Annotated in this window: 22 protein-coding genes and 9 pseudogenes; 3 read left to right on the top strand and 28 right to left on the bottom strand. The window is 38.9% G+C overall.

Annotated elements, in window-relative coordinates:
- Nucleotides 1-78: 78 nt before the first annotated feature.
- From MAQA_RS16640 to MAQA_RS09710, 5 genes and pseudogenes are all read right to left on the bottom strand, one after another.
- Nucleotides 79-633, bottom strand: a pseudogene (locus tag MAQA_RS16640) (SbcC/MukB-like Walker B domain-containing protein); the annotation flags it as partial.
- Between the two features lie 1,087 nt (nucleotides 634-1,720).
- On the bottom strand, nucleotides 1,721-2,059 hold the full coding sequence (locus MAQA_RS13805; protein ID WP_052008562.1) for a hypothetical protein: 339 nt from the start codon (nucleotides 2,057-2,059) through the stop codon (nucleotides 1,721-1,723).
- A 79-nt stretch (nucleotides 2,060-2,138) separates the two neighbouring features.
- On the bottom strand, nucleotides 2,139-2,570 hold the full coding sequence (locus MAQA_RS16635; RefSeq protein ID WP_036073486.1) for a hypothetical protein: 432 nt from the start codon (nucleotides 2,568-2,570) through the stop codon (nucleotides 2,139-2,141).
- Complete coding sequence (locus MAQA_RS14475; RefSeq protein ID WP_036073483.1) at nucleotides 2,521-3,147, bottom strand: AAA family ATPase; 627 nt, start codon at nucleotides 3,145-3,147, stop codon at nucleotides 2,521-2,523. The genes MAQA_RS16635 and MAQA_RS14475 overlap by 50 nt, the downstream gene beginning before the upstream one ends.
- Complete coding sequence (locus MAQA_RS09710) at nucleotides 3,147-4,271, bottom strand: exonuclease SbcCD subunit D (protein WP_036073481.1); 1,125 nt, start codon at nucleotides 4,269-4,271, stop codon at nucleotides 3,147-3,149. Before MAQA_RS09710 ends, MAQA_RS14475 begins: the two co-directional genes overlap by 1 nt.
- A gap of 103 nt (nucleotides 4,272-4,374) precedes the next feature.
- On the opposite strand from MAQA_RS09710, the gene MAQA_RS09705 reads away from it, so the two are divergent.
- Nucleotides 4,375-4,983: a lysophospholipid acyltransferase family protein gene (locus tag MAQA_RS09705; RefSeq protein ID WP_036073479.1), complete on the top strand. Its 609-nt coding sequence runs from the start codon at nucleotides 4,375-4,377 to the stop codon at nucleotides 4,981-4,983.
- Between the two features lie 41 nt (nucleotides 4,984-5,024).
- On the opposite strand, the pseudogene MAQA_RS09700 reads toward MAQA_RS09705, so the two are convergent.
- From MAQA_RS09700 to lepA, 5 genes and pseudogenes are all read right to left on the bottom strand, one after another.
- A pseudogene (locus MAQA_RS09700) lies at nucleotides 5,025-5,515 on the bottom strand (hypothetical protein).
- 102 nt (nucleotides 5,516-5,617) lie between these two features.
- A complete protein-coding gene (locus MAQA_RS09695) occupies nucleotides 5,618-6,121 on the bottom strand; it encodes a CcdC family protein (RefSeq protein ID WP_036073477.1) in 504 nt (167 codons plus the stop codon).
- A gap of 67 nt (nucleotides 6,122-6,188) precedes the next feature.
- Nucleotides 6,189-8,001 (bottom strand): annotated as a pseudogene (locus MAQA_RS09690) (ABC transporter ATP-binding protein).
- A pseudogene (locus MAQA_RS09685) lies at nucleotides 7,991-9,741 on the bottom strand (ABC transporter transmembrane domain-containing protein). Before MAQA_RS09685 ends, MAQA_RS09690 begins: the two co-directional pseudogenes overlap by 11 nt.
- A 425-nt stretch (nucleotides 9,742-10,166) precedes the next feature.
- The gene (gene lepA, locus MAQA_RS09680) at nucleotides 10,167-12,002 is read right to left on the bottom strand and encodes a translation elongation factor 4 (protein ID WP_036073475.1); all 1,836 of its coding nucleotides are present in this window, start codon (nucleotides 12,000-12,002) and stop codon (nucleotides 10,167-10,169) included.
- 244 nt (nucleotides 12,003-12,246) lie between these two features.
- On the opposite strand from lepA, the gene rpsT reads away from it, so the two are divergent.
- Nucleotides 12,247-12,498 carry a 30S ribosomal protein S20 gene (gene rpsT / locus MAQA_RS09675; RefSeq protein WP_036073473.1) on the top strand — a complete coding sequence of 84 codons (252 nt, stop codon included), beginning with the start codon at nucleotides 12,247-12,249 and terminating at the stop codon, nucleotides 12,496-12,498.
- A gap of 52 nt (nucleotides 12,499-12,550) precedes the next feature.
- On the opposite strand, the pseudogene holA reads toward rpsT, so the two are convergent.
- From holA to MAQA_RS09615, 16 genes and pseudogenes are all read right to left on the bottom strand, one after another.
- Nucleotides 12,551-13,587: pseudogene (gene holA, locus MAQA_RS09670) on the bottom strand (DNA polymerase III subunit delta).
- Nucleotides 13,588-13,641: 54 nt separating this feature from the next.
- Nucleotides 13,642-14,130, bottom strand: coding sequence for a ComEC/Rec2 family competence protein (locus MAQA_RS13800; RefSeq protein ID WP_052008561.1), 489 nt, complete (start codon nucleotides 14,128-14,130; stop codon nucleotides 13,642-13,644).
- Nucleotides 14,105-14,419 carry an MBL fold metallo-hydrolase gene (locus MAQA_RS16630; RefSeq protein ID WP_052008560.1) on the bottom strand — a complete coding sequence of 105 codons (315 nt, stop codon included), beginning with the start codon at nucleotides 14,417-14,419 and terminating at the stop codon, nucleotides 14,105-14,107. Before MAQA_RS16630 ends, MAQA_RS13800 begins: the two co-directional genes overlap by 26 nt.
- A gap of 19 nt (nucleotides 14,420-14,438) precedes the next feature.
- Nucleotides 14,439-14,816 carry a ComEC/Rec2 family competence protein gene (locus MAQA_RS16625; protein WP_420911943.1) on the bottom strand — a complete coding sequence of 126 codons (378 nt, stop codon included), beginning with the start codon at nucleotides 14,814-14,816 and terminating at the stop codon, nucleotides 14,439-14,441.
- Nucleotides 14,779-15,286: pseudogene (locus tag MAQA_RS16770) on the bottom strand (ComEC/Rec2 family competence protein). Before MAQA_RS16770 ends, MAQA_RS16625 begins: the two are co-directional and overlap by 38 nt.
- Before the next feature lie 141 nt (nucleotides 15,287-15,427).
- Nucleotides 15,428-15,859, bottom strand: a pseudogene (locus MAQA_RS16765) (ComEC/Rec2 family competence protein); the annotation flags it as partial.
- 62 nt (nucleotides 15,860-15,921) lie between these two features.
- Nucleotides 15,922-16,479, bottom strand: a complete 558-nt coding sequence (locus MAQA_RS09660) for a ComE operon protein 2 (RefSeq protein WP_036073472.1) — start codon at nucleotides 16,477-16,479, stop codon at nucleotides 15,922-15,924.
- A 64-nt stretch (nucleotides 16,480-16,543) separates the two neighbouring features.
- Nucleotides 16,544-17,176, bottom strand: coding sequence for a ComEA family DNA-binding protein (locus MAQA_RS09655; RefSeq protein WP_036073469.1), 633 nt, complete (start codon nucleotides 17,174-17,176; stop codon nucleotides 16,544-16,546).
- A gap of 85 nt (nucleotides 17,177-17,261) precedes the next feature.
- Nucleotides 17,262-17,996: a class I SAM-dependent DNA methyltransferase gene (locus MAQA_RS09650; RefSeq protein ID WP_036073464.1), complete on the bottom strand. Its 735-nt coding sequence runs from the start codon at nucleotides 17,994-17,996 to the stop codon at nucleotides 17,262-17,264.
- Between the two features lie 60 nt (nucleotides 17,997-18,056).
- Complete coding sequence (gene rsfS, locus MAQA_RS09645; protein WP_036073463.1) at nucleotides 18,057-18,413, bottom strand: ribosome silencing factor; 357 nt, start codon at nucleotides 18,411-18,413, stop codon at nucleotides 18,057-18,059.
- The gene (gene yqeK / locus MAQA_RS09640) at nucleotides 18,406-18,993 is read right to left on the bottom strand and encodes a bis(5'-nucleosyl)-tetraphosphatase (symmetrical) YqeK (RefSeq protein WP_036073461.1); all 588 of its coding nucleotides are present in this window, start codon (nucleotides 18,991-18,993) and stop codon (nucleotides 18,406-18,408) included. The genes rsfS and yqeK overlap by 8 nt, the downstream gene beginning before the upstream one ends.
- Entirely contained in the window at nucleotides 18,983-19,555 is a 573-nt protein-coding gene (locus MAQA_RS09635; RefSeq protein ID WP_036073459.1) for a nicotinate-nucleotide adenylyltransferase, read from the bottom strand. The genes yqeK and MAQA_RS09635 overlap by 11 nt, the downstream gene beginning before the upstream one ends.
- A gap of 18 nt (nucleotides 19,556-19,573) precedes the next feature.
- Nucleotides 19,574-19,864 (bottom strand): ribosome assembly RNA-binding protein YhbY, encoded by a 291-nt coding sequence (gene yhbY / locus MAQA_RS09630; RefSeq protein ID WP_036073456.1) that lies wholly within the window; start codon nucleotides 19,862-19,864, stop codon nucleotides 19,574-19,576.
- Nucleotides 19,858-20,689 (bottom strand): annotated as a pseudogene (gene aroE / locus MAQA_RS09625) (shikimate dehydrogenase). Before aroE ends, yhbY begins: the two are co-directional and overlap by 7 nt.
- 10 nt (nucleotides 20,690-20,699) lie before the next feature.
- Nucleotides 20,700-21,800: a ribosome biogenesis GTPase YqeH gene (gene yqeH / locus MAQA_RS09620; RefSeq protein ID WP_036073453.1), complete on the bottom strand. Its 1,101-nt coding sequence runs from the start codon at nucleotides 21,798-21,800 to the stop codon at nucleotides 20,700-20,702.
- Nucleotides 21,797-22,321, bottom strand: a pseudogene (locus tag MAQA_RS09615) (YqeG family HAD IIIA-type phosphatase). Before MAQA_RS09615 ends, yqeH begins: the two are co-directional and overlap by 4 nt.
- Nucleotides 22,322-22,493: 172 nt before the next feature.
- Here MAQA_RS09615 and MAQA_RS09610 point away from each other — a divergent pair.
- Nucleotides 22,494-24,296: a M3 family oligoendopeptidase gene (locus tag MAQA_RS09610; RefSeq protein ID WP_036073450.1), complete on the top strand. Its 1,803-nt coding sequence runs from the start codon at nucleotides 22,494-22,496 to the stop codon at nucleotides 24,294-24,296.
- Between the two features lie 51 nt (nucleotides 24,297-24,347).
- On the opposite strand, the gene MAQA_RS09605 is transcribed toward MAQA_RS09610, so the two are convergent.
- On the bottom strand, nucleotides 24,348-25,052 hold the full coding sequence (locus MAQA_RS09605) for a 5'-methylthioadenosine/adenosylhomocysteine nucleosidase (protein ID WP_036073742.1): 705 nt from the start codon (nucleotides 25,050-25,052) through the stop codon (nucleotides 24,348-24,350).
- 44 nt (nucleotides 25,053-25,096) lie between these two features.
- Entirely contained in the window at nucleotides 25,097-25,741 is a 645-nt protein-coding gene (locus tag MAQA_RS09600; RefSeq protein ID WP_036073447.1) for a YrrS family protein, read from the bottom strand.
- Nucleotides 25,742-25,764 lie beyond the last annotated feature (23 nt).

Raw genomic sequence — 25,764 nt, 5'->3', positions numbered from 1 at the left:
CTTCACTTCCCTCTCTAAATTTCTTTTAATACTCCATTCTACCATAAAACAAGCATTTTAGCAGATGAATCGCCTTCTTTATTCGATTCCGAAAAATTGGGTTTTGCTGCCATCATTTGTTGCTGTCACTTCAAGTCGAGCAGGTATTCGCTCCTTTAACTCAGGCACGTGCGAAATAATACCGACTAGTCGTCCATTTTCTTGCGTTTCAATTAAACATTCAATCGCCATTTCAAGAGATTCCGGATCGAGCGTGCCAAACCCTTCATCGATAAACATTGTATCAAGAGAAACACCGCCTGCCATTTCTTGAACAACCTCTGCAAGCGCAAGGGCAAGAGCGAGTGATGTTTTAAAACTTTCTCCACCAGAAAGCGTTTTAACATGTCTTGATGCGCCCGTATATGCGTCAAACACTTCCAGCTCCAAACCACTTTGCGTATTCCCTTTTGCCCGTTCAAGTTTTCGTTTTAATTCAAAGCGCCCACTTGTCATCTTTAGAAGACGTGCATTGGCGTGATAAATAATCGTATCAAGAAATGTTGCGAGCACGTAGCGTTCAAATGTAAGACGCAATTCATTTTTTCCGTGAGTCGTGTCAGCTAGCAAACCTACATCCGCATAATCAGCCGCAAGTTGTTCTAGCTTGCTCTTAGTTTCCATAAAAGCTTGTTTTTGTTCAGAAATAAAGCGTTTATTTTCTCGAGTTTCAGCTGCTGTTTGTTCTTTTTCTAACCGCTCTTGTTTTACAACTTCAAATCCTTGCTGTATCCGTTCAAGATCTGGCTTTTCGACTTCTTTTAATTTACGTTCAAGCTGAAGGATCCGCTCTTTCACGACGAGGCGTTCATCTTCGTAGGTTTTAACCTCTTTTTCGATTGTTTCTTGCTCATTTTCAGAAAGTAAAGCTTCTTCAAAACTTGCAAAATCAGTGAACTCACGCTTTGAAAGTTCTCTCTTAAAGCGTTTTGCTTCTTGTGCTTGTTCTTCCTTTAATTGTTCCTCATAAGCATGCTGGTTTTTAAGCCCTGTTTCCGCTGAAACCACCTGCTCGTTTTGCTTGCTTAATTCTTCTTGAACTCTCTTTTCGCTTTCCAAATGGCGATCTAGTGCTTGTTTAATTTTGTTTTTCATCGCAAAAAAGGTTTCTTCATTTCGTAAATTTTCTGGAATTGCTTGTTCTAAAAGACCGATTTCTGTTTCTGTCACATAACGTTTTCGCTCTTTATTTTCCTTTTCCATTTGAAGACTTGAAAGTTCTTCGCTCAGTCGTTCTTTTTGCTGCGTTTTCTTGGCGTTTTCTTCTATTAACTGCGTTTTTTCTTCAAGCGCCACATCCATTTCCTGCTTTGCTTGCTTTTGCTCTGTAAGAAATGTTTGCAGTTCTTCTGCTCTTTTTTGCCAGCTTTCTAATTCGTGAAGATCTAACGGTTCACCTTGCTCCATCTGCCACTCCAGCTGACGATTTTGTTCCTCTAGATACTGGCGTTGTTCTTGAAATGTTTCAAGTTTTGCTTGCTCTTTTTCAAGCGCATTTGCTTCTTCATTTGCCTCATGAAAAGTAGCCGGATGGGGATGATCATGGGCGCCACATACGGGACAAGCTTCGCCATCAACTAGTTTCAATGCTAAAACGGCCGCTTGTTCTTTTCGAACAATTTCAAGCTTCTGCTGTACAATACGCGCTTGCTCTTTTTCTTGTTGTTGTTTTCTTTCTAATTCAGCAAGGATTTTTTTGTTGCTGTTTTTGCCAAGATTGAATGGCTCTGGCTTGTTGTTCTTTTTCTTTTAATTCAGCAAGGATCTTTTCTGCCCGATTTTGTTCAACCAGCAATTCATATCTTTTGCCTTCAATAGCTGCTCTTGTGTCAATTTGTCTTGTTAAACGTTCAGTTTCTTGACTTAGCTGCCGAAAAACTTCTTCTTTCTCAAGAAAAAGACGTTCTGCTTTTTCAAAATCTTGCTGTGCCAGCTGGTATTCCTGCTTTTTCGTTTCAAGCTGTTTTAGTTTCGGCTCTAATTCCTCAAATTGAAATAAATTATGACGCCACTTTTCCACACGCTCGCTTTCTTTTTGAAGCTCCTCTTGTTCTTCTAAAAGTTGTGCTTGTTCAAATTTAAATTGCTTTACCTGGCTTTCAAGTTCTACTTTTTTTTTGATTTTCTTGCTTTAATTTTTCATCAAAGCGAAGAAGTTGTTCGCGCATTTGACGAAGCGGTTCAGCTTTTCTTGCCTGTTTCAACTTTGTTGCATAAATCTCCATTTCAGCTTGCTTTTCATTGAGGCGTTTTTCATTTTCTTTCGCCGAATCAAGCTCCGAAAAATCTACTAATGTCTTTTCAGCAAGTGTAACTTGTTGGGCAGCTTCTAGTGCTTTTTGCTGAGCGACTTGTAACGCCTGATCTGCCTCTAGATAAATTTCGGCAGATGCTTTCTCTTTTTCCTCAAGCTCTGCTAAATTTTCAGCAAGCGTCTTAGAAGTGTCGTTCAGTTCTACTCGTTCTAAAATTTTAGCGAGCTCAGCTTCTGCATGTCCCGCTTTTTCTTCGAGCTCCTTTTTGCTTTTCAATCAGTCTTTCCTCTACCCGCTTATAATAAATCGTATGTGCAAGGCGTTGTAAAATCTGTTCTTTTTTCTTACTATCTGAGACTAGTAATTCACGAAATTCACCTTGCGGAATCATTAAAATTTGCCTAAATTGATCAACATTCAGTTGGATAATCTCTTTTAGTTGCTGTTCTACTTCTTGAACAGAGCTCGCTAATAATTTTTCTTCTCCTCGCCTGATTTCATAGAGTTCCGCTTTATGCGGAATCGTTCGCATCCCTTCTCCTCGTGCTTTTGGGACTTCTTGCTTTGGACTGCGTTTAATCCAGTAAATTTTATCATGTATTTTAAACGTAAGTTCAACCGTAGTAAGTTCAGAAGCAGTTGCAAAATCGCTTCGAAGTGTGGCACTATCTCGGTCAGCTAAATTGGCAGTCCCGAATAAAGCAAAACTGATTGCATCAAAAATAGTGGATTTCCCTGCTCCTGTCTTCCCGGAGATAACAAAGATTCGTTCATTACCAAGCTTTGTGAAATCGATTTCTTCTCGTTCTTTATAGGCTAAAAAAGCCGTCATGGAAAGCTTAAGTGGGCGCATCAGTTTTCCTCCTTTCGGACTTCGTTGAAAATAGCTGTCATCAAATCAACTTGCTTCTTCGTCAAACTTTCTCCCCGGACGTGCTCAAAAAACTGATCAAATAATTCAATGTCGTCTTTTTTCATTAATTCTTCAAATCGATCTTCATTTTGCGTCGTAATCTCGAGCTTTTTCCGTTCAAGATGTAAAATATTAGGATAAAATGGACGAAGTTTTCCGATGGGGTCTATTAAGGCCCCTTTATCTTCTAGACGAATGGCTAAGTAATCTTCTGGATGATCTAAGAGGTTAGTTGTCAAATCCTGCAATGTTCCGCTTTCCATTCGCATATCTTTTTGAGGAATTAAAGGTACTTCTCGAACTTCTGTAAGCTTATTCCCCGAAAAGGAGACGATGCGTACACTTTTTTGATCTTGGCTTTCTGAAAACGAATATTTTAACGGAGAGCCACTGTAGTATATTGTAGGATGTGAAATGGCATGTGGATGATGTAAATGACCGAGTGCCACATAGTCGAAACCGTCAAAGGCGGTTGTTGAGACTCGGTCAACATTGCCAACTGAAAGCTGCCGCTCAGAATCAGATGGAATTCCCCCTGCAACAAAGGCATGTCCCACAAGAATTTGTGCTTTCGAAGAGTCCCAAACTGAACGAATTTGTTTCGTAATGGCTTGCATCGCATCTTCATAACTGCGAATTTCATCATCTTGCATAAGTTCACGTACAAGTGCGGGCTCATGATAAGGGACGAGCCAAATTTCTGCTTCAGCTAGCGAAATCGGTTCAATCGTTTTCATCAATTTTCCTGCCATAAAAAGCTGTGTATTTTTATACCATGCGGAGCCGAAATTTAGCCGTTCCGCACTATCATGGTTGCCGCTAATCGCATAAATGGGCAATTTAAGTTCCACGTTCCAGTGAAACAGGGTATCATTTAACAAGCTGACAGCGCTTGTTGGAGGAACGGAACGATCATAAAGATCCCCTGCAATAATAATTCCATCCACTTCTTCATGTTTAATAATTTTTGTGATTTCATTTAAAATATAACGCTGATCTTCAAGCATGGAAACCCCCGAAACGATTTTTCCTAAATGAAGATCTGCTGTATGTAAAAGTTTCATAATAACCTCTTTTTCTTTTTTTATTTCTCTTTTTATGAGGTGCAAAATCCTTCTTTTTTGGTATACTAGTAATTGAATTAGGTTTTTTAGGGAGTTGAAGCTGTTGTTTTACCGATTTGCAAAAAGTGCCGTTCATTTCATTTTAGCCATCATTGGTGGACGATTTCAAGTACAAAATAAAGAAAAAATCATCGAAGGGCCTTATGTTGTTGTTTCCACGCATACTTCTTGGATTGAAATAATCTATCTCGGGTTTGCCCTTTATCCAACGCCCATTCATTATATGGCGAAACAAGAACTTTTCAAAGGGAAAATGTTGAACTGGCTAATGACTCATTTAAATGCTTTTCCTGTTAACCGCAGTAATCCTGGGCCAAGCGCGATCAAGGCACCTATTCGATTGCTTAGACAAGGGAAAGTTGTTGGGATTTTCCCAAGTGGAACACGTAAGCAAACTAATCTTCATTTAAAGCGAGGCGCCGTTACGATTGCTTATAAAGGAAATGTCCCACTGCTTCCGGCGGTTTACGATGGACCCAAAAACTTTAAAGAAATCATTAAACGAAAACGGGTTATTATTCGTTTCGGCGATGCGATTCAAGTTCATGATACGGAACAAGAACAAAAACTCGTTTTGGAACAAAAATCAGATGAACTTATGAAAACTTTCGAAGCCTTGCAAGCTGAAATTGAGGCAACGAAAAATAAATAAAAGCATGTGGGCAAAAAAGCCCGCATGCTTTTATTTTGGAGTTACATCGTATCGGTTAAGATATCAGAACCCTCAAGTTTATTGTCTTCTAAGATCGTTTTGATTTCTTTTGACGCCTTTTCAAGTGCCTTATCTGCTTTTGCAGTGTCAGGCTTATCAGCTTTTAAAGCTTCCGCTTCTTTCCCATAAGCACTGCTTAAATCCTTCAGAGCGACCTCAAATTTCTTAGTTGATTTGCCTAAATCAGGAACTTTTTTCTTTTTTTTAGCATATCTGATACATTTTGAGCCGAGACAGAAGCTTTTTTCGCAAGTTCCGAAAGTTCTTGTTCACTTGGTTTTGGATCAGCAGTTTGCGCCTGTGTATAAGCACTGAAATCCGCATTTTTATCCGATATTTTCGAAACAAGATCCATGTAATAATCAAGTACTTTTTCTTTACTTGAAGAGGATGTCTTGTTGTCATCTTTTTTATCACTACTTTCCTTACCACCTGATGAACATGCGGCAAGTGAAAGTACTAAAACAAACATTAACAAACTAATAGCAATTTTTTTTCAAACCTTTCTCCTCCTAAAATCCTTTTTATGTAGCTAAAACACTACATTTTTTTATAATGATTTGGCTTTAGCCTTTTACAAATTATCCTTGAGCCTTTTCTCAGACATTTCCGCTGATTTTGCAAGACCACGCGCAACTGCTTTATACTGAAAGTACATCGCAACACGCCAAGGAACGATCATTGCAAAAGCCATAATCCAAAACATACCTGCTAGTTCGCCGACTTCTACGCTCCCGCTGATCCAGTATTTCAAAACAATTCGAATCAAAAGCAGAGCCATAAGCAAGATCGGAAAAGATTTCGTTCGTTTGATGTACACTTCTTCATTTCGTACTTCAAACCGAGTCGTCCAAATTAAGATGAGTGAAAACACAAGTCCCATCCCTATGGCTTCAAGAATATCTAGTCCCGTTACCCAAAAATATGGAATGACGAACATAAGTGCACCCGTTGACATCATGATAGGCGGTAAAATAATTCCTTTAATAGATGCTGGGCGTTTCGATGCTTTCATTCGGATAACAATGATCATCGTTCCGAATAAAAGTGTAATTAAAATGGATACGAAAAGTGACATACTTTAATTCCTCCTAAGCGCTCATTCGTTCACCATTATAGCGCTTCTTTCAGAAAAAAGCCAAGTTTTATTTAACTGCTCTTTCGTCCAAATCCATACCACTATTTTGTAAAAGATACATGGAGTGATAGATGCCCCTCTCTTTCAAGAGCTCAGCATGTGTCCCGCGCTCAACAATTTCTCCTTTTCTTAATACGAGAATAAGATCCGCATCTTTAATCGTCGAAAGTCGATGCGCAATCGCGATTGTAGTTCGGCCTTCCCGCATTCGTCTAAGTCCCGTTTGAATCATGCTTTCTGTTTCTGTATCGATATTTGCGGTTGCTTCGTCCAATACGAGAATCTGGGGATCTGTCACAATCGTCCGGGCAAATGAAATTAATTGTCTCTGACCACTTGAAAAGGAAGCCCCTCTTTCAATCACTTTATGGTCATAACCACTTTTTAATGACTGAATAAATCGATCAGCTTGAACAAACTTCGCCGCTTCCTCCACTTCTTTATCTGTAATGGCTTGGTTATATAAACGAATATTATCGCGAATATTTCCGTAGAACATAAAGCTATCCTGTAATACAAGACCTGTTTTTTTTTCGTAATTCTGTAATCGGATAGTTTTTAATCGAGCGGCCATCAATTAAGATATCACCTTGTTCAAATTCATAAAAACGCATCATTAAATTGATAATGGAACTTTTCCCGCTTCCTGTATGCCCAACCAGTGCAACAGTCTGTCCAGGTTGTGCCGTAAAAGAGATATTTTGGAGCACATTATTCTCACCATCATAAGCAAAGGAAACGTCTTTAAATTCAATTTGCGCTTTACCCACTTTTGCACTCTTTTCAGGATATTGCGTAGGAACTTCCTCTTTTTCATCCATAATTTTAAACACGCGAGAGGCAGCTGTGATTGCTTCTTGATACATAGCAAGTCGTTCCATGACATTAAAAATGGCTTCAAGAAAACGATCAAAATAGTTAATAAAAGCATAGATTGTCCCAATTGCCACTGGACCGATTAAAGCCTCCATCCCGAAGTAACTAAGAATAATGACTACAGCAATTGCATAAAGAAAATCAATTGCGGGTCCTAGTAAAAGAGCATTAAATTTAATGTTTTTTATTCCAACGTCATAGTAATCTTTATTAATCACTTCAAACTCATCCGTTAGACGTTTCTCTTGATTGAACTCTTGAACAATCGACATGCCAGAAATGGATTCGCTAATGTTTGCATTCAGTTGACTGAGTTTTTCACGCTTAGCTCGGTAAAACTTGGAACTGTATTTCCTGTAGATAACCACAATTCCAGCAATAATTGGAAATAAAATCAAGCTGTAAAGAGCGAGCCTAACATTTAATGAAAACATTGCCACATACATTCCAATCAACATAAACAGACTTTGAATAGCGGTTGAAAGAACATTGATGAACATATCTTTAATGGCTTCTGTGTCATTCGTTACTCGCGAAACAATTCCTCCAGCTGGCGTTTGGTCAAAGTAGCGCATACCGAGTGCATGTAATTTTGAGAAGATATCTACTCGAATGCGCTCCACAATCTGTAGTGCAATTTTTTGGAAAAAGAAAAGTTGAAAATACCAAACAACAAATTTTCCAATTTCAAGTCCAATGTAAAGAGAAGCAAGAATCACGATCGCTTTTGTTTCAAAACTAAGCGGTGTTAAGTGCTGATCCAAAAACGCTCGAACGAGAAGTGGAGAAATGACTTCAGCTGCAGTTACGAGTAAGACAAGAAAGCCTGTCAAAATGAGAAGTGGAATGTGGTATTTCGTGTAGCCCATCAAGCGTTTTAATACCATTCGATGTTCTTTTCCAGTCATCGTTTCAAGCTCTTCACTTATAAGATTAGTCGCCATTTTCTTCACTCCTCTCCTCAAGTTTTTGCTCACGATACATCGCTGCATACCACCCGTCTGCCGCAATTAGTTCAGCATGGGTTCCCTGTGAAATGATTTTCCCATCATCCATCACAAGAATTAAGTTTGCATGCTCGACAGAACTCAAACGGTGGGCGCTGATGATCGTGGTTTTATTTTGTCGCGTCTCTTTTAAGTTGGAAAGAATTTTTTCCTCTGTTTTTGCATCGACTGCCGAAAGAGCGTCATCTAAAATTAAAAGTTCAGGATTCAGCAATAAAGCACGTGCAATCGCGAGCCGCTGCTTCTGTCCACCTGAAAGCGAAACGCCACGTTCCCCGACAATCGTATCATAGCCTTCTTTAAAGCCTTCAATATCCTCATGAACAGATACCGTCCTAGCTACGGTTTCAACTTCTTCTCGCGTCGCATCTGGTCTACCAAAACGAATGTTATTTAAAACCGAAGTTGAGAATAAAAACTGATCTTGTGGGACATAACCGATTGCTTGGTGTAGCACTTTTAGTTGATATTCTTGAAATCTTTTTTCGCCAAAATAGATCTCTCCATCAAACTGATCATACTCTCGGAGAAGCAGCTTCAACAATGTCGTTTTCCCAGCTCCAGTTCGTCCAACAATTCCAAGGGTCTCGCCCTCGCGAAGAGTAAAAATTACGTCCGAAAGCGTCTCCTCCGCTTCTCCTGGATAGTTAAAGCTTTTAATAGTTGCTCGAATATCGCCTTGAGGTAACTCTCTACAAGCACCCGGAAGATCAACAATATCTGCTTTTTCGTCAAATAAACTCGTGATCCGGTCATAAGAAGCACTCCCGCGCTGGATGATATTGTACAAGAAACCGAAAGCGAGCATTGGCCAAACTAGTAAGAATAAATAGTTCACAAACGCGACCACTTGGCCGACGGTCAAAGTTCCATCCAGAACAAACTTGGAACCAAAACCAATGGAGAGTACAAAAGAAAGAGTGACAATAATTGAAATGACAGGGTCAAACATGGCGTCCACTTTAGCGACGGAAACATTCTTTGAAACAACGTCTTTCGCTTGTTTCGAAAAATCAGCAATATCTTCTTCTTCTTGCCCAAAGGTTCTCGTTACTTTAATTCCAGAGATACTTTCTTGCGTTTTATCGTTCAATCTCGAAAAAGCAGCTTGTGCATCGTGAAAGCGATTATGTAGTTTTTTCCCAAGAATAGAAGTGCTAAGAACCATGAGCGGCATTGGTAAAAGCGCAATCAAAGTTAACTTCCAATCGATACTAATCGCCATCATTAAGATAACTGTTCCACCAGTCAGACAAGAATCTGCCAGTGTCAATACACCTGAACCTGCCACTTGTTGAACGGCTGTAATATCGTTTGTAGCCCGTGCCATAAGGTCCCCTGTTCGGTAGCGCTGAAAGAAAAAGGAAGACATTTTTGTTAAATGTTCAAACAACCTATAACGCAAAGTTCGTTGTAATAAGTTGTCTGATCCAAAAATCATCAACCGCCAAACATAACGACCTAAATAAGTCAAAATGGCAACGACTACAAGAAGAATCATCCACTGGATTAAACTTAACCTCGTGAGGGAATGATTCGTGATCGCATCGACCACTTTCCCGATTACAAAAGGGGTATAAGTTGCAACAATGCAATGATAAATAAAATACTTATCCCAAAAATATATTGCTTTTTTTGCTCTTTAAAAAACCATGCTAATTGTTTAAAAATTTTCAAATGGCGAGCTCCTCTCCTTATTTTAGACAATAAAAAATAATGGACATTCAATTTTGTCCATTACCACTTAAAAATATTTGTCCCCATTTTTCTGCGCAAAAAACAGTTAAGAAAAGAAACTAACTTTTCCTAAAATCCTCCAAAGGCCCAGTATAGGAATGAAAAACAAATAATTTACTTTTAAGTAATAACGGTTTTGTTGATTGTGGTTGAGTGAGCGGTAGTTGATTGTTTTGCATAACATATACCTCCTTTGTTTCATGTGATGATATTATTGTACAGGGCTTTCACAAAAAATGCAAACGATTTCTTGAATTTTTTTTAAAATTAATGTTTTTCTTTCTTTTGAAAATAACGCCTCAGTCCTTATTATACATAGAAAAAAAGTGCCTCCCTTTCTTAGGAGACACTTTTTTTTACTTGCCTTATTTTTTGGGCTCATCTTCATCCATTTTCAAAATCGCCATAAAGGCTTCTTGTGGAACTTCAACAGAACCAATTTGCTTCATCCGTTTTTTACCTTCTTTTTGCTTTTCAAGCAGTTTTCGCTTCCGTGAAACGTCCCCGCCATAACACTTTGCAAGTACGTTTTTTCGCAGTGCCTTGATCGTTGAACGAGCGACAATTTTGGTTCCAATAGCCGCTTGAATGGGTACTTCAAATTGTTGCCTTGGAATAAGTTCGCGTAGTTTCTCAACAATCGCTTTACCACGTTCATAAGCAAAGTCACGATGCACAATGAAGCTAAGCGCATCCACTTTTTCAGCATTTAATAAAATATCCATTTTAACGAGTTTCGATTGCTTGTATCCAAGTAGCTCGTAATCAAAGGAGGCGTAACCTTTAGTGCTTGATTTCAATTGATCAAAAAAGTCATAGACGATTTCCGAAAGCGGAATTTCATACAAAACACTCACACGAATATCATCCAAGTATTCCATCGTAACAAAGTTCCCACGTTTATTCTGCGCGAGCGTCATAACCGCACCCACATACTCATTTGGAACCATAATTGTAGCTTTCACATAAGGTTCTTCAATAGACTCGATCACACCTGGTTCCGGCATCTCAGATGGGTTATCCACTACTATTTCGCTGCCATCCGTTAACTGCACATGATAAATAACACTTGGCGCTGTCGTGATCAAGTCAATATTAAACTCGCGTTCAATCCGCTCTTGAATAATTTCCATGTGCAAGAGTCCAAGAAATCCACATCGAAAACCAAAGCCAAGAGCTTGCGAGGTTTCTGCTTCAAATTGTAAAGCAGAATCATTTAACTCTAGTTTTTCAAGCGCGTCTCGTAAATCATTGTATTTAGCAGAATCAATCGGATATAGCCCGCAATACACCATTGGATTTAGTTTCCGGTAACCAGGTAACGCTTCTTCTGCTGGGTTATTTGCGAGTGTAATCGTATCCCCAACACGCGTATCCCCAACATTTTTTATTGATGCGGTCAAATAGCCGACATCTCCCACCATAAGCTCATCTTGCGGAGTTGCTTTTGGTTTAAAAACACCCACTTCTGTAACTTCAAATTCTTTTCCGTTTGACATCATTCGAATACGATCCCCGGCTTTCACAGTGCCGTCAACAATTCTAATATTCGCGATAACGCCTCGATAAGCGTCATAAACCGAGTCAAAAATAAGTGCTTTTAATGGTTTATCAAGATCTCCTTGTGGAGCTGGCACTTTTTCAACGATTTGTTCGAGAATTTCTTCAATGCCAATCCCAGCTTTAGCAGAAGCGAGTACTGCATCACTTGCATCCAGTCCAATGACATCTTCAATTTCTGCACGAACCCGTTCAGGATCGGCTGCTGGCAAATCAATTTTATTAATAACTGGAAGAATTTCCAAATCATTATCAAGTGCTAAATAGACGTTTGCAAGCGTCTGTGCTTCGATTCCTTGAGCCGCATCTACAACAAGAATGGCTCCTTCACAAGCAGCTAGACTCCGTGAAACTTCATACGTAAAATCGACGTGCCCGGGTGTATCGATCAAGTGAAAAATATAAGTTTCACCATCTTTAGCTGTATAAGCAAGTTGAACAGCATTCAATTTGATCGTTATGCCTCGTTCGCGTTCTAAATCCATCGAATCTAATAATTGATCTTTCATTTCACGATGGCTTAACGCATGTGTTTGTTCTAAAATCCGATCCGCTAAGGTTGATTTCCCGTGATCAATATGGGCGATGATCGAAAAATTTCTAATTTTATTTGTCCGTTTTAACATTTCATTTTTATCCATTTTCACAGCTCCTGCTCCTCAGCTCATTCAAATTAGTTAGAATGGCAAGCTAAAATTGATTATATCAATAGATGAGCGATTATTCAATGGCTCATTTGTAAAACTGGCGGAAATTCTAAGAAATTTAGCTTGTCTTATTGCAAATTCATTCATATTTAGGTATAATAGCATTTGTTCTGAAGTATTTTAAAGGGTATGTTTGAAATAAGTACTACCTCGATTAGTTTGGACGGAGGTGAATGGAATGCCAAATATTAAATCTGCTATCAAACGTGTTAAAACAATTGAAACTCGCAACAACCGCAACGTTGCTCAACGTTCTGCGATGCGTACAGCTATCAAAAAAGTAGAGGAAGCTGCAGCAAACAATGCTGACAATAAAGAAGAATTATTCGTAGCTGCTTCTAAAAAAATCGATACTGCTGTATCCAAAGGCTTGATTCATAAAAATAAAGCAGCTCGCGATAAATCTCGCTTAGCAGCTAAAATCAAGTAAGCAATGAAAACATCACGGTTGTGGTGTTTTTTGTTTGTCAAAAAGGGCCTGATCAGGCCCTTTTTGCTTTTCTAAAGTCTTCTAATTCAAATAAAAACCATTCCAGTTTTTGTGTCTTCTCTCCAAAACCCGTTTTTAATTCAAAGTCACTAGCCGCTAGCTTTAAAAGAGCAAAGTCGAGCTCTTCCTTACTAAACCCACGCGCTTGTTTCGCCGCCATTTTTGCTCGAAATGGATGTACTTTTAGGATACCAGCCGCTTGTTGTGCGCTCACTCCTTTTTTCTCAAGAAGTTGTAGTTGATTCATCAAACGAAACTGGCTAGCAACAAGTGCCACAATTTTAATAGGCTCTTCTTTTTGTTTGAGCAGATCATAATAGATTCGAAGCGCTCCAGCCGTATCCCGTGCGATAAGTTTATCCAGCAATAAAAATATATTTTGTTCAAGCGAACGAACGACAAGCTTTTCTACATCAAGAAGCGTAATTTTTTTTTGACTCAAACTCATAAAGCATTAATTTATCGAGTTCATTCATCGCGGTAGTGAGATTTCCACTCGTTAGCTCCATCAATCGTTTATCAGCTGCTTGTTCAAGAGTGAAGCCATTTTCCTTCGCTTTTGTTTCAATCCATTTTAAAAATTCAGCTTCACTTGGTCGTTTAGCTTCGATCACAACAGCTTGTTTTTTTTAGTAACTTGGTTAACTTCTTTCTCTCATCTAACTTTTCAACATGCGCAACAAAGCAAAGAATCGAGTAATCTGCAGGCTGTGCCAAATACTGTTCAAGTCTTGATGTTTGATGTTCGATTTTATTTTTGGTTTTTTCACTTGTTAAAAAAGTAGGGTTGCTTGCGATTACAAGTCTTTTATCGCCAAAAAAAGGAAGGGTTTCTGCTTCTTCCATCACCGTTTCAATGGGGGTTTCTTCCAAGTCAAAATTAGCATAATTAAATTCTTGTTCATCCTCTTTTAAAACGGCATTTACTAGTCTTTCTTTTGTTTGGTTAATAACATAATCCTCAACACCAATAATGAGATAGACTTGCGCTAATTTCTTTTGTTCAATGGCTTTCCACTCTTTTATCAATTTTATCCACCTCTTTCACTAATCGTAATCGAACTAATCTTCGTTTTCAAGCATTTATTGCAACTTCGTTTTAAATCCTTTAAAAAAGCGATAAACAATCATCCCATTTTGATCTGTTCTCAAAATCTGGATGTTATTTTTTTGTAAGGTTTCTAGAGTTTCTTCATTTGGATGACCAAATCGATTTTTCACGCCACAAGAAATGAGAGCAAATTGTGGCTTTACTTTTTCAATAAACATTGGTGTCGAGGAGGTTTTGCTCCCGTGATGCCCTACTTTAAGAATGTCTGCTTTTATTTCTTCTGTCTTTAGCAGTTCTTGCTCAATTTCTTTTTCAGCATCTCCTGTGAAAAGCCAGACTAATCCGCCTAATTTAGCTTTTAACACAAGTGAATTATTATTTGTATTTGCCACTTCTCTATATGGTGACAAAACTTGGAAAAGATATTCTTTCCCTATTTGATCTCCTTTTTTTAGTTCTGTTATAGGAATACCTTTTAACTCTTGGAGCGCTTCCTTAAGAATTTTTTTTCTTTGCCGCATTTTTTGCGATATAGATTCTTTTTATCTTAATTTCAGTCGCAAGATCTTTTAGCGCCCCCATGTGATCGGCATGAGCATGTGTTATAAAAACTTTATCTAACTTTTTGATTCCTCTTGACTTAAGAACTGGGGACAAGAGATCTTTTCCAATTGAAAATGAATGCTTTCGCCTTTGCCATTTTTCTTTTGGAAAATCTATTTGTCCTCCTGTATCAATTAAATATGTGCCTTGATTTTGAGGAAGTTGGATTAAAATACTGTCTCCTTGACCAACATCTATGAGGCGCACTTCGCCAGAAAATGGAAAATTACTGAGTTTGGCACACAGAAAAAAATAATATGGTAAGGCAAAAAGTCCGTTTAAAATATCGTTTTTCCCAATATAGAAAAATAAGTAATGTAACTAAAACAAGAAGTAAAGTGAATACCTCACTTGGTTTCCCTGCTGTAAACATAGTTCCATCAAAAATTTGAAAGACTTTAGTAGTTTGTTCCATTACAGCTACCGAAAAATCAAGCAAACCATTTAAAAAAGTAGCTAAGATAGGAACTTTTGAGAAGAGAAAACAAACAAAAATAAATGGAACCAGAAAACTAGAAAAAAATGGAACATAGAGGATGTTGAGGAAAATGCCGATCAAAGAGAATTCAAAAAAAATGAAATAACAAGATAAGTGCAGAGGCAAGTGTAGAAATAACAGAAATAATAAGTCCTTTTCCAAAATGACTACGTGCTCTACTAATAAGTGGTGAGCCTAACAAAATGGCAAAAGACACTGCATATGACAATTGAAAACCTGCATTAAATAAAACATAAGGATTGATAACAAAGCTTGCAACAAAGACAAGTGAAATTGCACAGATAGGAGAAATTGGATGTTTTAGTTTTTTTCCAAGTAAGACAAGCAAAGTCATTCCGCATGCTCGAATGACTGGAGCTCCTAAACCGGCAATCATAGCATAACAAGGTAAAATAAAAAATAAAATCGTTTGACTGGTTTCTTTTGTAACGCCAAACCGAATAAGTTAAAAAATAACAAAATCCAATAAACAAATTGACATGAAGTCCAGAAATCGCTAAAAGATGAACGACACCGAGTTTCTGATACTCTCCATAAAGTTCCTGATCAAAACTTGACTTATCTCCAATGATCAAAGCTGCTACATATGGTGCCGCTTGTTTACTGAAATGTTTCTGCGTGTATTCTAGTAAATCTAAGCGGAAGTTTTCTAGTTTCGAAGAGAAGGATTGCTTAGCTCCGACAAGTACTAACCGATCAGCTTGAAAAACAGTATGGATTTTTTGGCGCTTAAGGTAGTTAGCATAATCAAATTGATCGAAGTTCCGTGCCTCTCCCGGTTTTTCTAATTGTCCTGTAGCCTGAATAAGTGAACCGTAACGAACTTTCTTAAGCTGTTCTTTTTCTTTTTCACTTTTTATTCGGTAACGTAATACACTTTTCTCTTGATTTACATCCACGATAGCTGAAAAAAGATCTCCATCAATTTGCAGAGACTGAATAACACGAACAGTCGCTGATTTCGTTGTCAGTTCATGTTTTGAGAAGTTAAATGTATCTATCAAAAAATAATAACCCGATGCAAATATTAAAACACAAAAGAAAACAAGCGCTTGTTTTCTTTGCTTACAACTAAGTAGATAACCGCTAAATAGCAAACCTGCAATAAGAAAAAGAGGAGTCCAGTAAAAGCCTAGAACACCAAAGATGACGGCAACAACGCTAGAAATGGCAAAGTGTTCAATAATCTATTTCCTCCCCTTTATGTTTTTTACAATTTGCCTTCAATGGATTGAAGTAAGCTTTGTGCTTTATCTTCCGGCAAACCTTCTTCATTGATCGCTTCTGTTATGCTCGTTAACATTTGTTGTTTGGAAAGCAGACCATCATTTAAGATTTCATGATCAAAAGGCACTTTTTTGACAATAACGCCAGCTTGTTCGAACAATTCAATGGCATATGGATTATTTTTATAGTCCTTGGCATAATAAACTGCTTTGATTCCTGCTTGAATAATTGATTTACAACAAGCTACACACGGAAAATGAGTGACGTAAAGCTCTGCTTGATCGGTAGAAGCTCCGAATTTCGCACATTGTAATAGTGCATTCATCTCTGCATGGATCGTCCGAATACAATGTCCCTCAACAATTAGGCAACCCTTTTCTGTGCAGTGATCTCCTCCAGCAATTGACCCATTGTAGCCACTTGCAATCATTCGTTTGTCCCGAACAATAGTTGCTCCAACCATTAAACGTGTACATGTGCTTCGTGTTGAAATTAAATGACTTTGTGCCATGAAAAATTGATCCCATTCAATTCGTTTCATCTTTTCGACTCCTTTCGTCTCTTATAAATAGTATAATTCGCTAGTGAACAAGCGTCAATCAAATCTAAATCTCTAAATAAGCTTTTAATTTTTCAAGCGTTTTTTCGCCTATCCCAGAAATTTGAGTCAAATCTTCAATTTTTGTAAACAAACCTTCTTTTTCGCGATATTCAATAATCGCAGTTGCTTTCGCTTTCCCAATACCCGGAACTTGCTCCAAATCTTGCGCGGTTGCTTGATTGATATTGACTTTTTCTGATTCTGCTTTTTCGGTAGTGCTAGTAGTGGTTCCTGCTAATGCTGAAGACCCCTTCTCACCTTTTTTAACCACTTCTACTATCATTTCATCTTTTAACTTTTGAGCTAAATTGACTGAGCTTGGGTCAGCTTCACTTAACAAGCCACCAGCTCGATCAATCGCATCTTTCACACGACCATCTTTCGGAATTTGATAGACCCCAGGATTACGTACGGCTCCTTTTACATCCACAAACACAACAGAGTTCTTTTCTTCCTTTTTTGCTGGCTCGTTTTGTGTTTTTGTTTCTTTTTGCTCGGTTATTTGTTGCGATTTGACCTCTACTTCTTCTCCATTTGCATGATAAAAGAAAAAGAAACCCAGTATGAGAACACAGATCAAACCACCTGCCCCGATTAAACACCATTTTGGATTTTTTTGATAGAAATCTTTTAGCATGTAAAGTGCCTCCTTTTGCTTCTCTATTCGACACAAGCTCTTTTATTCCTCCTGCAACTGTCAAAAAAGAAAAAAAGCCAAAAAATTATTTCTTGGCTTTAAAAAAGAGGCGTTCTGTTTTTTCATTTGGACTTTCATCGCTAAAATCTCCAAAAACTTGGATATCACAAAAATTTGCTTCTAATAAAAATTTTTTATACGTTGAAATGGGAAAGGTGCGTTCTTTATGTAACTCATCTTTTCGGATGTAACAGTCTTTTTCATCTTCTTGAATGAAAAAGCTCAGCTCATGTTCAACAGAATGCAGATGCTCACCGGGAAAGGAATTCCAGATGGTTGAAATGTAAGGATCTCCCTCTCCGTAACTATAATTTGCAAAGACTTGATCCACTTTGTAAATAGAATGAACATCGAAAAGAAAAGTGCCATCTTTTTTTAAATGCTTATACACATTTTGGAAGGAAGCGCGAACTGCTTCTTCCGTTTCTAGATAGTTGAGCGAATCGCAAAAGCAGGTTACAGCATCAAATTCTTGCTTTAAATCAAAATGAGTCATGTCAGCTTGGACAACTGGAATTTCAAGGTCAATTTGAGCAAATTTTTCTCTTGATACTCTGACCATTTCAGGAGCTAAGTCTAAACCCGAAACTTGAAGTCCAGCGAGTGCCATGCGCAAAGAAAACTCCCCCGTTCCAGAAGCAAGGTCTAATAAAGAATGTGTTTCTTCCGGCAAATGGCTTAAAGCAAATTCCGCCCAAGCATCATAGAGCTCCCCGTCCATTAGTTCATCATAAACGACTGGAAAAAATTCATAACTCATTTTTCTCTCCCTTTCTATTCAAAAAAGCAGCAAGATCAACCTCGCTGCTTTCCTGCTTTTTTAATAGGAAAAAGCCTCCGACACATTTTCTAGTGGCGCATCTCCCCATAGTTTTTCCAAATTATAATAAGAGCGTTCGTCACGGTGAAATACGTGAACAATGACATCACCCAGATCAATTAATACCCATTTAGCGGCATCGAAACCTTCTAAACGTTTTACTTCAATCTCGTTTTCTTGAGCCTTGTCTTTAATTTCTCGTGCAATCGCCTGTACTTGTTTATCCGAATTACCGTGACAAATCACAAAATAATCCGCAATGCTTGAAAGTCCCTGCATGTTTAAGGCAAGAATATCCTCCGCACGTTTATCATCTGCTGCGCGTGCAACAAGCATCAATACTTCATGACTATTCAAATCGTTCAACATCTCCTTCTTGTTTTAAAAATGCAAAAGTATTATAACTATCAAATGTATCTGGAAAAATCGGTTGCTCTTTATCCGAAAGATACGCGATTGTGCGGCGAAGCGCAAACAACATACCCGCATCAAGCGACTTTTTTGAAAGCGTTCGTGCTTCTTCCACCCCAGGAAAATCGCGGCCTGGCTCTGTGTAGTCGGCTAAGAATATAATTTTATCAAGTTTGTTCATTTTCGTACTCCCAGTTGTATGAACTCGGATAGCTTCCAAAATCTCAGAATCCGTTACGCCGAATTCTTCTCTAGCTAGATATGCGCCAATTGGTGCATGCCAAAGTGCACGACTATATTTCAAAAGTCTAGGATCCATGTTTTCTTCGCGAATTAGTTTCTCAGCTTGATCATCTGGATAGTATTTCGCATAATCATGTAACAAAGCCGCAATGCTCGCTTTTTCTGTTGATTCCTCGTAAATTTCTGCATATAGGAGTGCTGTTTTTTCTACCCCTAATGTATGTTGAAATCGCTTTTCTGGCATTGCTTGCTTAATTTTCTCTAACATTTGCTCACGATTCATAAAAATGATGCTCCTTTATATAATCCGCTACTTTTTCAGGAACGTAATAATCAATCGGGCTTTTCTTCTGGCACTTTTCACGAATCAGTGAAGAAGAAATATCCATTTCTGGAACCGTTACATCCAAAACTGGATACTCGGAGTTCAAGGAATACGTAGGTCGATTGACACCAACAAACGTTACCAGTTCAAGTAGTTCTTCAATTCTATACCACTTAGGCAGATATTCAACCATATCACCGCCAATGATAAAATAAAAGCTTTGTTCTGGGCTTTCCTGAGTTATTTCAAGCATAGTGTCGAACGTGTAGCTTTTCCCCTCACGGGAGAGTTCCCGAGTATCCACTTCAAAATGTGGATTGGACGCTGTTGCGAGTTTAAGCATGCGAACTCGTTCATCGGCTTCTACAAACCCGCTTTCCTTTTTATGAGGCGGAATTTTATTGGGTAAAAAAATGATTTTTTCTAAGCCAAGTTGCGCATAGACTTCGTTTGCAATGATCAAATGGACAATATGTGGCGGATCAAAAGTACCTCCAAGTATTCCAATTTTTCCCGTCATTTTTATCACCTCAGCTGATTAAGGCAGCTCAATTTGTTTGTTTTTATGAGATTCTTTATACAAAATGATCGTTCGACCGATTAATTGTACAAGTTCACTTCCAGTTCGTTCACTAAGCATTTCTGCAACTTCTTCTTTTGGAACTTCACAATTTTGCAACACAGAAACTTTCAACAATTCGCGCGCTAAAAGAGCATCGCTAATTTGACTGACCATATTAGGATTAACGCCGCCTTTTCCAACTTGGAAAATCGGCTGCAATCCATGGGCTTCTTTGCGTAAAAAGCGCTTTTGCGGTCCAGTTAGCATTTCTCTTCCTCCTCAAATGAATCGAGTACGGCTTGCCGCATGACAGCTCGATCCGGATTTTCTTCTGCCCAAAGTTTAAACGCAAGCGCCCCTTGATTAACGAACATTGCAAGGCCGTTTTGCGTTATTGCACCTCTTTTTTTTAGCTTCTTGTAAAAAGGCTGTTTCAAACGGATTATAAATAATATCTGCTACTAGTGTACCTGGAGCTAGTAAATCAAGCTGCAGCGGCAAATCTGCTTTTTCAGGATTTAGGCCTACAGATGTTGTCTGAATGATAATCGTAAACTTGGAAAGCTGTTTCGCTGCTTCTTTGAGCGAGATCGCTCTATCCTGACTCCCTGGTTCTAGCATCTGCTCTGCTTTTGCAACTGTTCGGTTCGTAACACTCACTTCACAATTATGGGCTTGTTTAAGCGCAAGGTAAATGCCTTTACTTGCTCCTCCAGCTCCAACAATTAACACATGATCTGACTCTTTTACCGGTCTTTTTTCAGCGAGTCCTTCCAAAAAGCCTTGTCCGTCTGTATTAAAACCGGTCCATTTATTTCCGTACCGAACGACTGTATTTACGGCTCCACATTTTAATGCAAAGTCATCGATTTCATCAAGGTAAGGAATAATCCGTTCTTTGAAAGGAATCGTGACATTAAAACCGTCTATATCAGAACGAAGCCATTCTTTTATTTCTTGATCAAAAGCTTCTTCACTAAGTTTTTTACGCGTATAAATAGCATCGAGCTGTAAATGTTGAATAGCGGCTTGCTGCATAATCGGTGAAAGTGAATGAGCGATCGGGTTTCCAATAACAGCGAAATGTTTCATTTGGTTCACCTCAAATGAGCGGTTCGCGGACCGAGACAGAAACGCCTTCTGGCACCCAAGCTGTCACTTTCACGCCGCCTTCAGGAATAGTTACCCATCCAAGCCCAGAAAACACGATATCCGTCTTTTCGCGAATAGTGAATGGATGTGGAACAAGTTCAGGAAGTTCCGCTGCTTCTTCTCCCGTCGGTGGTGCCAAAACATCACCTTTTTGCGTTTCGTATAAATGGTCAGCATTCGCAAGTTTTGTGCGGTGTGGTTCTAAGTCGTTCGACATATAAACGATAAACGAGCTTCTTCGGCCAGATGTGAAATCCAGTCGTGCGAGAGCACCAAAAAACAAGGTTTGCTCTTCATTAAGTTGATAAGCAATCGGCTTGATTTCTTTTTTGGGTGTGATTTTCTTAAGTGTTTTTGTTCCAATGAAATGCGCCATTTGGTGATGATTGATGATCCCTGGCGTATCCACCAGTACATTTCCACCATCAAGTGGGATTTCAATTTTATCAAGAGTGGTTCCAGGAAACTGAGACGTTGTGACCACATCTTTTTCTCCAGAAGCTCGCTTGATGATTTGATTGATGAGTGTTGATTTTCCGACATTCGTACAGCCTACAATATAAACATCGCTGCCATTTCGCAAGTTTTCAATTCGGTCAAGAAGCGTTTCAAAACCAGTTCCCTTTTGTGCACTGACAAGCGTTACATCTTTAGCGAGAAGCCCAAGCTCCTTCGCACGCCGTCTCATCCAGCGCGTTAATTTATCGCGTTTAAGCGATTTGGGTAACAGATCTTCTTTATTGCCGACAAGAAGAACTGGGTTATTTCCGACAAAGCGGTGTAGCCCAGGAAGCCAGCTCCCATCAAAATCAAAAATATCAACCACATAGACAATCAGTGCCTTTTTCGTTCCGAGTTCATTTAAAATCTTTAAAAAATCATCGTCCGTTAGCGGCACATCTTGAATTTCATTATAGTGCTTCAAACGAAAACAGCGCTGACAAATCACGTTTTCTTTTGTAAGGGATGATCGAGGTGCGTAACCAGGTTTTGATTTATCTTCAGACTGAATAATGGCACCGCAACCAATACATCTAAGTGTTTCTGTCAAAGCGAATCCTCCCATTCCATTTTTTTGTTTTTTTTGAAAGTCGTTTTAAAATAATCCGCTCCATGAAGCGGTTAAATTTCGTTGCAAGTCCGTCTGTTTCTTTTACTGGGCGCACAAAAATCGTGTAAAGATTCTGCCTGTTCCCGCCAAAAATATCGGTCATGATTTGGTCACCAATCATAATGGTTTCTTCGGGGGTTGAATCCAGTTCTTTTAGTGCTTTTTTAAAATTCTTTCCGAGCGGCTTCCGTGCTTTCGCAAGAAATGGAATTCGAGTCGATTTGGCCACTCGCTCCACACGATCTACGGAATTATTTGAAAGGATCATCACTTTAATTCCTGAAGCTTCAAGAAGTGTAAACCAGTTAATAATTTCATGAGTCGCATCCATTTCATCCCACGCAAGAAGCGTATTATCAAGATCCGTTAAGATCGTTGTTTTCCCCATTTTTTTTTAAATGTTCCGCTCTAATCCCAAATGGTGAATCGAGCATTTTATCTGGTGAAAATTGCTTTAACAAACCCCGCACCTCATTTTCCTTTTCTGCTCCTCTTTTCTTACGGAGAGGAGATAACCTACAAATTTTATCATGTTTTGATTTATTTTACAAAAAAACCTGAGATACTGCTATAATAAAGAAGTAAAATCGGAATGTGACTACACATTTTTGTATATCAAAGGAGGAGAAATGGATGACAAAACCCTATTCAGAAGTTTGGGATCTAGATTCAATCTATCAAGGTGGCAGTGCATCAGAAGAGTTGCATGAAACCTTGCAAGCACTGAAAGACGACTTAGATCTTTTTATTAAAAATGTGGAAGAATGGGCAGTTCCAGAAAGCAAAAATGATGCTGCTGAATTTCTTCTCTTAATTAATCAAAATGCGGATCTCTCAAAGGGATTCATGAATGCAAGCTCTTACTTGGAATGTTTGCAAGCTGCTGATATTCACGACGAACGTGCTGCAACTCTTGCGGCTCGGGTTTATGGCTACGCTGCTTTACTCCAAACAGCTCAAGATGATTGGCACGACAAATTCATTCAAATCGAAGATCGGGTTTGGAAAGAAATTTTACAGGAAAATGGATTTCGTCAAATCGCTTTTGTATTAAACGAAGCCCGTGAAAACCGTGGTAAAAAAGGCAGTAAACAGCAAGAAGCGCTTATTAACGCGCTTTCCGTTGATGGGTATCAAGGCTGGTCTGATCACTACGACACGATCATCGGAACGGTTCGTGTAAAAGTAACAATAGACGGAAAAGAGCAAGATTTATCAGCTGGACAAGCGCTCAATATGCTGAATCACCCAAAACGAGACGTACGAGAAGCCGTTTTTAAAGCCTATTCGGAAAGCTTCCAAAAAGAAAGCCGGCTATTTGCTGATACACTCAATCACTTAGCAGGATTTCGCTTACAAACTTATGAAACACGCGGCTGGAAAAACGTGCTAAGCGAACCGCTTGCGATCAATCGTATGAAGGAAGAAACACTTGATGCGATGTGGAATGTAATTCGCGACAGCAAAGCTACTTTTGTAAGCTTTTTAAATCGCAAAGCCAAATTACTCGGTCTTTCAAAATTAAGCTTTTACGACGTTGAAGCCCCACTCGTTTTTTCAGGAGAACCTAAAAAATATTCTTATCAAGAAGGCGCAGATTTTATTTTGACGCAATTTAATAAGTTTAGCCCCAAGATGGCTGAATTTGCTAAACATGCTTTTTCAAATCGCTGGATTGAGGCAGAAGATCGGGATAATAAACGTCCAGGCGGCTTTTGTACAGATTTCCCAGTAGAAAAAGAAAGCCGAATTTTCATGACTTACGATGGTGCGCCGTCAACGGTTGCCACTCTGGCGCATGAACTTGGACACGCCTTCCACTCTTATGTGATCCGAGATGAGCCTTATGAAAACACAGATTATGCAATGAATGTGGCCGAAACAGCTTCCACTTTTGCAGAAATGATTATCGCGGATGCTTCCGTAAAAGAAGCAGCGACAAAAGAAGAAAAAATCACTCTTCTTGAAGATAAAATTGGTCGAAGTATCGCCTTTTTCATGAACATTCATGCACGTTTTCTTTTTGAAACACGCTTTTATGAAGAGCGCAAGAAAGGGATTCTCTCAGTGGACGATTTGAATCGCCTTATGGAAGAAGCCCAACGTGAAGCTTACTTGGATTCGCTTGAAGAATATCATCCGCAGTTCTGGGCATCTAAGCTTCATTTCTACATTGCAGATGTGCCATTTTACAACTTCCCTTACACTTTCGGATACCTCTTCTCGCTTGGCATATACAGCCGGGCAATGAATAGTGGTGAAAGTTATGAAGATGCTTACATCGCGCTTTTGAAAGATACCGGCGCCATGACAACTGAAGAACTAGCGAAAAAACATCTCGATGTCGACCTTACAAAACCCGATTTTTGGCGCGAAGCTGTCGATATTACAATGAAAGATGTGGAAGAATTCTTGGAACTTACGAAGGATATTTAAATTGGCATAAAGAAACGCGACAAGGTGCTTGTCGCGTTTCTTTTTATATGTTTAGATACCTTTACGCAGGAGCGCTAAAATTGACTCAGATGAAGCTTTAGCAGCGATTTCTAAAAATTCATCAAACGACATCGCGGCTTCTTGGTCAGCCACATCAGAAATAGCTCGAATCACTAAAAATGGAACTTTGAACCGGTAAGCTACTTGAGCAATGGCCGCTGCCTCCATTTCAACTGCACACATATCCGGAAATGAAGCGAATAAAGCCTCTCTTTGTGTTTCTTGTGAAATGAACGAATCGTTCGTTACAACGAGTCCGTAAACTGCTTTATTGCGAGTCTCTTTAAAATGTTCCTCGTATATTTGCTCTGCTTTTTTTAGTAAAGCACGATCGCCTTCATAAATAGCAGGCATTTGCGGAACTTGACCAAAGCGATAACCAAAAACTGTGGCATCAACATCGCCGTATGTCAGGCGATCAGATAAGATGACATCCCCTACTTTCAAATCTGATCCGATTCCACCGGCAGATCCAGTATTGATGATCACTTTTGGCGTGTAGCGATCACAAAGGATAGCTGTTGATACAGCAGCATTTACTTTTCCAATTCCAGATTCGACAAGGACAACTTCTTGCCCTTCAAGTTTCCCTTCATAAAACTGTGCACCTGCAATTTCAACGGTTCTGCGTTCGGTCATAGCATCGCGCAAAATTTGGACTTCCTCTTGCATGGCACCGATAATTCCAATCATTATGATCCTCCTCATGAAAACAAAAACGCCAGGTCGCAACCAGACGTTTATCGCTTGTCGTTTTCTTTCAATTTTTCAACCTTTTTTGGTTCCCAGCCTTTACCATCTTTCCACTTAATGTAAACACGGTATGTTTCATCTGGCTTATCTTTGCTTGAAATCGTACCAATCGATTCCGTTGCTGGGTCTTTCCCTCGTCCGACAAACCAAAGTGTCATATTATCGCTTGCAATATCTGTTGCCTCAGAAAAAGCTTTAATCTTCTCTTTCCAGTCCATGCTTGTTGCGTCATAAGAATTGATATGTTCCCCCGATTGACTCGTTCCAACCGGTTTCCAGTTTTTCTTGATTACTTCTGAAACATTGGGGTCATCGCTTTTCGAGGTTGTTTCTTTCTCACTGGATTGATCTTTTTCAGATTTGGCTTGTTCTTTTTTATCCTTGTTTGAAAGATTGGCATCTTCCTTCTTTTGAACGGAAGATGCCGTTTTTGTTGCGGGGGCGTCATTTTTATTTTCAGTCGCAAATATGACAAAATAAACAGAACCAATAATCAGTAAAGAAACAATGATGATTAAAATATTTAAAACCAAATTTGTTTTCTTACGCTTGGTATTCGTTTGTACACGAGAACCTTCTACATTGTTTTGTTTAACCCAGCGATTTTTATTTTTAGATTGTCTTTCAACCATAGGATTTCACCACCTTATTCGCA

Source organism: Listeria aquatica FSL S10-1188, assembly GCF_000525795.1.
Lineage (GTDB): Bacteria > Bacillota > Bacilli > Lactobacillales > Listeriaceae > Listeria > Listeria aquatica.
This window is presented reverse-complemented; position numbering and strand designations above follow the sequence as displayed.

What these genes read in the sequence shown, in the direction of transcription:
- MAQA_RS14475 (WP_036073483.1), bottom strand. Translation starts at nt 3,147, where the DNA reads ATGCGCCCACTTAAGCTTTCCATGACGGCTTTTTTAGCCTATAAAGAA.
- MAQA_RS09710 (WP_036073481.1), bottom strand. Translation starts at nt 4,271, where the DNA reads ATGAAACTTTTACATACAGCAGATCTTCATTTAGGAAAAATCGTTTCG.
- MAQA_RS09695 (WP_036073477.1), bottom strand. Translation starts at nt 6,121, where the DNA reads ATGTCACTTTTCGTATCCATTTTAATTACACTTTTATTCGGAACGATG.
- lepA (WP_036073475.1), bottom strand. Translation starts at nt 12,002, where the DNA reads ATGGATAAAAATGAAATGTTAAAACGGACAAATAAAATTAGAAATTTT.
- rpsT (WP_036073473.1), top strand. Translation starts at nt 12,247, where the DNA reads ATGCCAAATATTAAATCTGCTATCAAACGTGTTAAAACAATTGAAACT.
- MAQA_RS13800 (WP_052008561.1), bottom strand. Translation starts at nt 14,130, where the DNA reads ATGCGGCAAAGAAAAAAAATTCTTAAGGAAGCGCTCCAAGAGTTAAAA.
- MAQA_RS09660 (WP_036073472.1), bottom strand. Translation starts at nt 16,479, where the DNA reads ATGAAACGAATTGAATGGGATCAATTTTTCATGGCACAAAGTCATTTA.
- MAQA_RS09655 (WP_036073469.1), bottom strand. Translation starts at nt 17,176, where the DNA reads ATGCTAAAAGATTTCTATCAAAAAAATCCAAAATGGTGTTTAATCGGG.
- MAQA_RS09650 (WP_036073464.1), bottom strand. Translation starts at nt 17,996, where the DNA reads ATGAGTTATGAATTTTTTCCAGTCGTTTATGATGAACTAATGGACGGG.
- yqeK (WP_036073461.1), bottom strand. Translation starts at nt 18,993, where the DNA reads ATGAATCGTGAGCAAATGTTAGAGAAAATTAAGCAAGCAATGCCAGAA.
- MAQA_RS09635 (WP_036073459.1), bottom strand. Translation starts at nt 19,555, where the DNA reads ATGACGGGAAAAATTGGAATACTTGGAGGTACTTTTGATCCGCCACAT.
- yhbY (WP_036073456.1), bottom strand. Translation starts at nt 19,864, where the DNA reads ATGCTAACTGGACCGCAAAAGCGCTTTTTACGCAAAGAAGCCCATGGA.
- MAQA_RS09610 (WP_036073450.1), top strand. Translation starts at nt 22,494, where the DNA reads ATGACAAAACCCTATTCAGAAGTTTGGGATCTAGATTCAATCTATCAA.
- MAQA_RS09600 (WP_036073447.1), bottom strand. Translation starts at nt 25,741, where the DNA reads ATGGTTGAAAGACAATCTAAAAATAAAAATCGCTGGGTTAAACAAAAC.